Annotated in this window: 4 protein-coding genes and 3 pseudogenes; 3 read left to right on the top strand and 4 right to left on the bottom strand. The window is 36.6% G+C overall.

Features of this window, described 5'->3' with window-relative positions; genetic code table 11:
* Window positions 1-145 precede the first annotated feature (145 nt).
* Window positions 146-1,693 carry a group II intron reverse transcriptase/maturase gene (gene ltrA, locus OZD62_RS05445; protein ID WP_006280223.1) on the top strand — a complete coding sequence of 516 codons (1,548 nt, stop codon included), beginning with the start codon at window positions 146-148 and terminating at the stop codon, window positions 1,691-1,693.
* Window positions 1,690-2,457 (top strand): annotated as a pseudogene (locus tag OZD62_RS05440) (Rpn family recombination-promoting nuclease/putative transposase); the annotation flags it as partial. The gene ltrA and the pseudogene OZD62_RS05440, both read left to right, overlap by 4 nt.
* 5 nt (window positions 2,458-2,462) lie before the next feature.
* Here the strand turns inward: OZD62_RS05440 and OZD62_RS05435 are convergent.
* Entirely contained in the window at window positions 2,463-4,061 is a 1,599-nt protein-coding gene (locus OZD62_RS05435) for an ABC transporter permease (protein WP_275019606.1), read from the bottom strand.
* A 129-nt stretch (window positions 4,062-4,190) separates the two neighbouring features.
* On the opposite strand from OZD62_RS05435, the gene trhO reads away from it, so the two are divergent.
* Window positions 4,191-5,018 carry an oxygen-dependent tRNA uridine(34) hydroxylase TrhO gene (trhO, locus tag OZD62_RS05430; RefSeq protein ID WP_010963056.1) on the top strand — a complete coding sequence of 276 codons (828 nt, stop codon included), beginning with the start codon at window positions 4,191-4,193 and terminating at the stop codon, window positions 5,016-5,018.
* A 164-nt stretch (window positions 5,019-5,182) separates the two neighbouring features.
* Here trhO and topA read toward each other — a convergent pair whose 3' ends face one another.
* The 3 genes and pseudogenes from topA to terL form a co-directional block, all read right to left on the bottom strand.
* Window positions 5,183-7,633, bottom strand: a complete 2,451-nt coding sequence (topA, locus tag OZD62_RS05425; protein ID WP_275019605.1) for a type I DNA topoisomerase — start codon at window positions 7,631-7,633, stop codon at window positions 5,183-5,185.
* 87 nt (window positions 7,634-7,720) lie between these two features.
* Window positions 7,721-7,819 (bottom strand): annotated as a pseudogene (locus OZD62_RS06270) (TomO hydrophobic C-terminal domain-containing protein); the annotation flags it as partial.
* Window positions 7,820-7,909: 90 nt separating this feature from the next.
* Window positions 7,910-8,434 (bottom strand): annotated as a pseudogene (terL, locus tag OZD62_RS05420) (phage terminase large subunit); the annotation flags it as partial.
* Window positions 8,435-8,497: the final 63 nt, after the last annotated feature.

The raw sequence follows: 8,497 nt of genomic DNA, 5'->3' as shown, positions 1-8,497 counted from the left end.
CAGGTAAAGGATAATGGAGAAAGCGAATGCCATTTTGTAACGAAATGGATAGAATTTGTAACATTAATTCGCGTGAAAACGAGCAGACTTCCATTTGGTCCCTCATGACAAGAAACTTTGTTAACCACTTAAGGTAGGAAAGCAGATGATTACAAGTACAACTGTAAGTGCACCTACCAATAACTCCGAAGCATGGAACCAGTTACCCTGGAAGAAATGCCAAAAAGTTGTTATGAGGCTACAGAGGCGTATTGTTAAGGCTGTCCAACAAGGCAGATGGGGTAAGGTGAAAACTTTACAACACCTTCTCACACGCTCTTTTAGCGGCAAAGCTTTGGCGGTTAAGAGAGTAACTGAAAACCAAGGAAAAAACACAGCAGGTGTAGATCGTCAAATATGGTCAACTTGCAACACAAAATTTCAAGGAATAAAGCTATTAAAACAAAGAGGATACAAACCTTCTCCGCTAAAACGGATATACATCAGTAAGTCTAATGGCAAAAGAAGACCTCTTGGAATCCCTACGATAAAAGATAGAGCCATGCAAGCATTATACTTGTTTGCTTTGGAACCGATAGCTGAAACGATCAGTGATCGTCACTCTTATGGTTTTAGACCAAAAAGATCCTGCGCAGACGCTACTGTGGCTTGTCACTTGTTACTGGCAAGCCGTAACCAACTACAATGGATACTCGAAGGTGATATTAAAGGGTGTTTTGATAACATTAACCATGAATGGCTCATGAAGCATATTCCTATGGAGAAGAAAATTCTTCATAGCTGGTTAAAAGCTGGCTTCCTAGAATCAAAAACTCTGTATTCCACAACTGCAGGTACCCCACAAGGTAGTATCATCTCTCCAATACTAGCAAATCTAGCCCTAAATGGACTTGAAAAATCATTGGAAAGTCAATTTGGTAAACTTGGCAGTAAAAGAAGAAGCAAAATCAGAAGTGGAGTAAATGTAATCAGGTACGCAGATGACTTTATCATTTCAGGAATCACACGTGAAGTACTGGAAAATGAAGTAAAACCTCTAGTATCGTCCTTTCTTCAGGAGAGAGGTCTTATCCTTTCCGAAGAGAAAACAAAAATTACATCTATTACAACAGGGTTTGACTTTCTTGGTTGTAATGTACGCAGGTATAATAAGAAGTTAATTATAAAACCTTCAAAAGAAAGTATTAAGAAACTTCTTAATAAAGCACGTACATTGATAAAGGCAAACATAGCGAACACTCAGGCCGTACTAATCAAGTTGCTCAATTCCCTATTAAGGGGATGGGGAAATTACTACAGCCATGTGTGTGCGAAAAGAGCTTTTAACAAAATAGACCATGAAATTATGTGTGCTCTATGGAAATGGGCAAAGAAAAGACATCCTCGTAAAGGATTACGTTGGATAAAGAATCGTTACTTCAAGGTAATGAAACAACGCCAATGGGTCTTTGCTGCACCCATATGCAAGAACAAACCGAAAGAGATAAGGTATTTAAGACTGCTTAGGTTGATTGATATACCTATCAGACGACATGTTAAAATCAGGGCGGATGCAAATCCACTTGACTTAAAATGGAAAAAGTATTTTGATGAAAGAGTGAAACAAACAAAAATGTTAGCAAGCTCTTTCTCAAGAGAAGGTTCTCTACTGTTGGTGTCACCATTAAGAATGATGTTTTCTGAGGAATCATGAAGGACAAGCCGGTTCGAGAAAAGAAGGACTTAGATAAGGGGCTCAAGCGTAGTGTGGGGAAACCTGCATGCTGCGTTTCTAAGGGAGGGAGTAGTAGCAATACTACTTCCTTACCTAACCAGCTCGCTAGAGACAAGGGCTTCGAAAAACGCGCTCAATTATATGCCGCTAAAGCCTACTCAAGACAATTAGATAAATCTGGCAACTACATTGATTTAAAGAAAGTCTTCTTTATTGCTATATCAAATTGTAACTTACTTCCTGAAGAAGTTGATTATATTTCTACTCACAATATACGTGATATAAAAACTAACGGCCATTACTTAAAAGATTTTCAGTTTGTCTTTATTGAGTTGCCTAAATTCGCAAAAAATAAAGTAGAGCAGTTAGAAAGTATAGTAGAAAGGTGGTGTTTCTTTTTTAAATACGCAGAAGAAACAACAGAAGAGGACTTAAAAGAGATAGCAGAAAAAGCGCCAATAATAAAGCTAGCATATGATGAATGAGACAAGTTTCGTTGGAACGAAAAAGATTTAGTAGCCTATGAAGAAAGGATAATGGATCTACGCAAAGAAGAAGCTATTCTTGAATACAGACTTGATCTTGCTGAAGAGAAAGGTATACAAAAAGGTATAGAGAAAGGGAAAATTGAAGGGAAAATTGAAGTCGCAAAAGCAATGCTGGCTAATAATGTTGATGTCAACACTATTGTTAAGTTTACTGGCCTTTCTATTAGTGAGATTGAAGAATTAAGTGTGAACGGTTACGTTTATTTTTTATCCTTATCATCAAGTGTAAATAAGGTTATTGTAGAGATTAAGCCTATTATAACTATTATTAACGAAAATGGGGCAGCTTCTCTATAGCGCTCATCGCTTACAAGTTCATATATTCTAGTTGATATAGTTTCAAAATTAAATGGTCTTATAATGAGTGTTGCTGTGAGCTCTTTGATAGTATCCATAAATACGAGCAAAAATCCCGATAATATACTCTTCTTGATGAGAGGGATATGAACATTTAAACATGTGGAAATAGGTCCATGACCCATAGTATATGCAGTCCACTCAATTTCATTTGGTGTTTTTTTGAGCCCTGACTCTACCGCCTTGAAAGATATAGCAAAAAAACGAAATAAATATGAGTAAACTAATGCGCCAATAGTTCCTACCAAGCTAATTTCCACAACATATTGAGTAATGAAAGAGGATATTCTGCTTAAAAATATTATTATACTAATTGCGATAATTGCATTTGGAATTGCGTAGCCTAAAGAAATGAGACGCGCTATATTGTTGATTACCTTATTTTTACGCGCCGTATATCCAATCATTATTGCAATGCTAATTGAGATTAATGCGGTGATAAATGATAAACTAATGCTATTTGCTATTATGTTATAGAATCTTGCTTCGTATATGAAAAACCCCTTCTCTATGCTCCAATATATGAGCGGAATCATTGGCAAAATAAAACCTATTAAGATCGGCAATACACACATAAGATAAGCAAAGATCAACGGCATAGCGCCACTTATACTCCGTTTGTTGTGATAGTCCGAATTGGTATTGATTGAAGAGTAAGATATTCCTTTTTTTTGTAGTTTTTTTTCGATAGCTATTAGTATCACAACGAAAATTAATTCTGCAACTGCTAAAACAGTAGTTGAATATTTGTCATGCAGTAAAAACCAGGTGCGATATATTCCTGTCGTAAAAGTATCGATAGCAAGAAACTGTGGTGTGCCGAAATCTGTAATTACTTCCATTAGTACCAAAGACAACCCAGCTATAATTGATGGGCGTATGGAGGGTATGATAACAGAAAACAGGCTCTTCAATGAGGAGAACCCAAGCGTTGACGCAATAGTGACTGAGTTACTAACATTCTTTAGACTTGAGCGAACTAACATATAAACGTATGGATATAGGCTGAATCCCATTACTAATATTCCACCACCTAGGGATTTTATTTCAGGAAACCAATAGTCACCTTTGCTCCAATCTAAAATGTCTCTTAATAAGCTCTGCACCGGACCTGAAAACTCTAGCGTATTTACATAGACGAACGCTACTATATATCCAGGAATCGATATCGGAAAGAACAAAGCAATCTCAAAAATTTTACTTCCAGGAAATGAAAAAAATGTGGTGAGCCAAGCTGGAATTACTCCAAACATGAAAGATATTCCCCCTACTCCTACCATCAAAATTAACGTACTCAGTATATATTCAGGAAAAAGCGTACTGATTACCCATTCGGAATTCGCTGAATCTGTAAATAAGATTGATATTAATGATAATATTGGGCAGACGAATAATATGCTTACTAAAAATAAGAATATATTTTTAAATACTCTTAAAAACATTAATTTGAATCTATATTTTATATTAAAATGTTATATGTAAAAACTGAAGATATCCAGTAATTAACAGCCGTACTATTGAATATCTTTATAATTTTGTATATCATGTTTTCAGTTGATAAGTGAATAATCATGAGCTTCGTCATTGCAACTTTCTATCACTTTGTAGAACTCTCTAATTATTATGACATGAAAGACGAAATAAAAGCTGCATGCAACAACGTTGAGTTAAAGGGCACTATACTCCTTGCAGAAGAGGGTGTTAATGCAACAATATCTGGTGAAAGAAACGCAATTGATAAAATATTCGATTTTCTACGTTCTGATTATAGGCTAAGGGACCTTACATGGAAAGAGAGTGCAGCAGAATATCAACCATTTAGCAAGATGAAGGTAAAATTAAAAAGAGAGATTGTGAATCTTGGTGTAAGCAATCTTGATATTTCCCTTAGGGGTAAATATGTTGATCCAGAGCATTGGGATGATTTTACTTCTCAACCTGACGTTTTAGTAATAGATACACGAAACGAGTATGAAGTGAAATTAGGCAAGTTTAAGAATGCAATTAATCCACACACACAATGTTTCCGTGAGTTTCCTCAGTGGACAGAGTCATTTTCTGAGAGTAAAGACCTGAAAGTGGCTATGTACTGCACTGGTGGGATTAGATGCGAAAAATCTACAGCATATATGAAAAGCCTTGGATTTAGTGATGTTTACCATCTTAAAGGCGGCATTCTTTCTTACCTTGAAAAAACTTATAATAAAAATGGTAATTGGAAAGGAGAATGTTTTGTTTTTGATGATAGAATTGCTGTTGATAACTCACTTACTCCAAGCAACACAATAAAATGCATATTCTGCTCAAATCAAGTTTCAACTGATAAACTGAAATCAGTTCCACGTGGCCAAGTGGTTTGTTCTGATTGTAAACTTCAGTGTTATAGCTATAATAAATAAAACATCATACTGCTGCAGTTGTATGCACGTTGTGATTTGAGAGCAACCTCTACCAGAAAGGGTGTCATGCCAGTGCCCAGACACTGGCATCCAGGTTCTTTTTTTCTAGATTCCAGCGTCACGCGCTGGAATGACAATAAAGAGCATATGGTTATGCAAGAAGTCTATTTCTTACCCTTAATCAACTCTAAAGCCTTCTCCAGATCTATACTCTCAATATCTGCACCCTTGCCCAAAGCAACGTTTGTTTTACCGCATTTTATATAGAATCCGTACCTACCGTTGCAGATAAAAACTTCTTTTCCCTTTTCATTAACCCCGAGAGATTTTAACTCTTTGCGTGGACTGTTTGCAATAATTTGTACAGCTTCGCTCAATTCTGTATTCAGCACCTCTTTGGAGCTTTTCTTAAGAGAAAAGTATCTACCATCATAGAAAATATAGTACCCAAATCGCCCAAGGCCTATTTTTACTTCCTTTCCGGTTTCAGGGTGTTCTCCGATTACTTTTGGCAAGGAAAGTAACTGAGTAGCGGTGCTCAGATCAATCTCATTAACATTTATATCTTTTGGTATGGAAACCGTTTTTTTCTTTTTTAACTCGTTATTAAACTCCAGATAAAGTCCAAAAGGACCCTTTTTGATCATCACTTCTTGGTTTGTTATATCATCTATACCTAAACTTTTTGGATATTCTGAATTGTCGTTACTACCTGTAATTTCTTTTGTATGGTTGCATTCAGGATAGTTAGAACATCCAAGGAACACCCCGGCTTTTCCAAAGTTCAATTTCAATATGCCACCTAAGCAAGCAGGGCATTTCGTATTCACCTCTTTTCTTCCTTCTTCTGAACAAAACCAATCGATTACCAAATCGTGAATGCCGCTGAAAACTTCATCATGCGTCATTTGCTTGACAGAGTTTACATGACCAAAAAATGGCACCCAAAAGTGGCCTAATTCTTTTTTCCAATCTGCATGTCCATTTGAAATTAAATCAAGCTTCTCTTCCATTTGTGCTGTGAAATCATACTCTACACAACGCTGAAAAAAAGTTGCTAAAAATATAGTAACGATTTTACCGCGGCTGCTTGGAATAAACCTTTTGCTATCCAATGAAACGTACTCACGATCTTGTAATACCGAAATAATTGTTGCATAAGTTGATGGTCGACCTATACCGATTTCTTCCATTTTTTTTACGATACTTGCTTCACTATAACGAGGTGGCGGTTGAGTGAAATGTTGTTTTGGCTCAACTGAAATCAGCTTACACGCTTCCCCTTCCTTCATGGCAGGTAGCAGGCCTTCATTTTCGGCTTCTATGTTATCTTGGTAGACTCTATAAAAACCATCAAAGAATATACTTGATCCACTTGCTCGCAGAATTACTTTCTGGTCAGTAGAACTAATTTCGACTACCACTTGATCAAGAATCGCCGACTCCATTTGACTTGCAATGGTCCTTTTCCAGATTAAATCATACAATTTAAATTGCTCTGGCGTTAAGTAATCCTTAATACTACCCGGCGTTCTATTGATATCAGTTGGACGAATTGCTTCATGTGCTTCTTGAGCATTTTTGACCTTTTTTACATATTTACGAGGAGACTGCGGTAAATATTTATCACCATATAATGACTTAATTGACCCTCTAATTGAGTTTATAGCCTCATCTGCAATATGAAACCCATCTGTACGCATGTAAGTTATCAACCCTACAGTTTCACCACCAATATCGATACCTTCATATAAATTTTGCGCTATGCGCATAACACTTTTCACATTAAAATACAGTTTATTCACTGCATCTTGCTGAAGACTTGAAGTAATAAACGGAGGAAGCGGGTTTCTCTTAACTTGCTTGCGTTCTACTGTGCTTACAGCATATTGCCTTGATTCAATCTCCCTGACTAAGTTCTTTGCTTCTTCTTCATTCTTAATATCAAATTTTTCTAGCTTTTTATTGTCATAGTGGCTTAGCATAGCAAAAAAAGCCTCATCTTTGCTATTTTGCATTTCTGCTTTTATGCTCCAATACTCCTGTGTTATAAATTTACTAATTTCATCTTCTCGTTCGCATATAATCTTTAATGCAACAGACTGCACTCGCCCTGCAGACTTGCTTCCCGACAATTTTGTCCACAGCAGTGGTGACAAACTAAATCCAACTAGATAATCCAAAGCTCTACGTGCTTGTTGTGCACGCACTAAATCCATATTAATTTCACGTGGATTTTTTATTGCTTCTTGTACTGCTCTTTTTGTTATCTCGTTAAAGACTACTCTATAAATGTTGTTTTCATTACTGATTGCTTTCTTTTCTTTTAATGTCTCTATCACATGCCAAGCCATTGCTTCCCCTTCTCTGTCTGGGTCTGTTGCAAGATATATATCTGATGTTTTGCTTGCGGCTTTTACTAGCTCTTTTATATACTTTTCTGCTTTTTCAATGGTTTCATACTTTATAGTAAAATCATTATCCGGATCGACAGAACCGTTTTTTGCTGGAAGATCCCTCACATGTCCAAAGGATGCAGCTACTTTGAACTCTTTACTCAAATATTTACCTATTGTCTTTGCTTTCGCAGGTGATTCAACTATTAATAATGCCATATTGTTAATTATTTTAGTACTTAAAGATAATATGTTGAGAAATATACAATGAAAAGTAAAAAAATATTTTAATGGTTCTTGTGAATTTTACGAACCGGGTTGTGGGACCTTTTCAGAAAACCCTTGGACGTTGCTATTTTTAAGTGACTTTGAAGGCTCATTACAATAGTATATGATCGCAGCAGCAACGAGAAGCTAGATTCCAGTGTCAGCTACTTGCATGACAAAAAAAGGAGCGCTGGGATGACATCCTCCCTTGTGGAAATTGCTCTCAAATCACAATGCCCGTACAGCCGTAACCCTAGAGGTACTGTTTCTCACCCACTGCAAATATTGCACGGTACTGTCCACTTGGTCGTCGTGGCGCGTTTCAGGAAACATTAAAATCTCATACTCAAAATCGTTCAGCCATACTGCTTGATGTGGCAGAAAAACCTTGCCAGACTCTATAATCGGAACAATTTGATGAAATCGAGTGAGCTTGTCATCATGTGGCACTATTTCAATCATCGGTAAATCACTGTTTGTCTTTAGCTCTTGCACCAATTGTTGACCACTTGTTTTTGCTTCGATTAAAATTGCGTGTGGCGTCCATCTTGCAGCTAGTGACAAAACCTGTTCTTTAAGCTTTGGATACTCAAGCTTTGCGCGATATACGTCGAGTAAATAGAATTTATTATCTATTTTTGCCCAGGTGGTGCAGACACTAAAGTTGCTCATGTTACTTGTTGAAACCGCAGTATCCCAACTTTGTGTTATATGCGAGAGATTATCAGGAAATTTTTTATAGCGTTTCAGAGGTTGTCCGGAAACAAGTAAAAGGCTATAATATCTGAAATTTTAGTACGGGGTAAAGATGAGAAA

This window comes from Wolbachia endosymbiont of Drosophila seguyi (assembly GCF_028981765.1).
In the GTDB taxonomy this organism is placed as follows: domain Bacteria; phylum Pseudomonadota; class Alphaproteobacteria; order Rickettsiales; family Anaplasmataceae; genus Wolbachia; species Wolbachia pipientis.
This window is presented reverse-complemented; position numbering and strand designations above follow the sequence as displayed.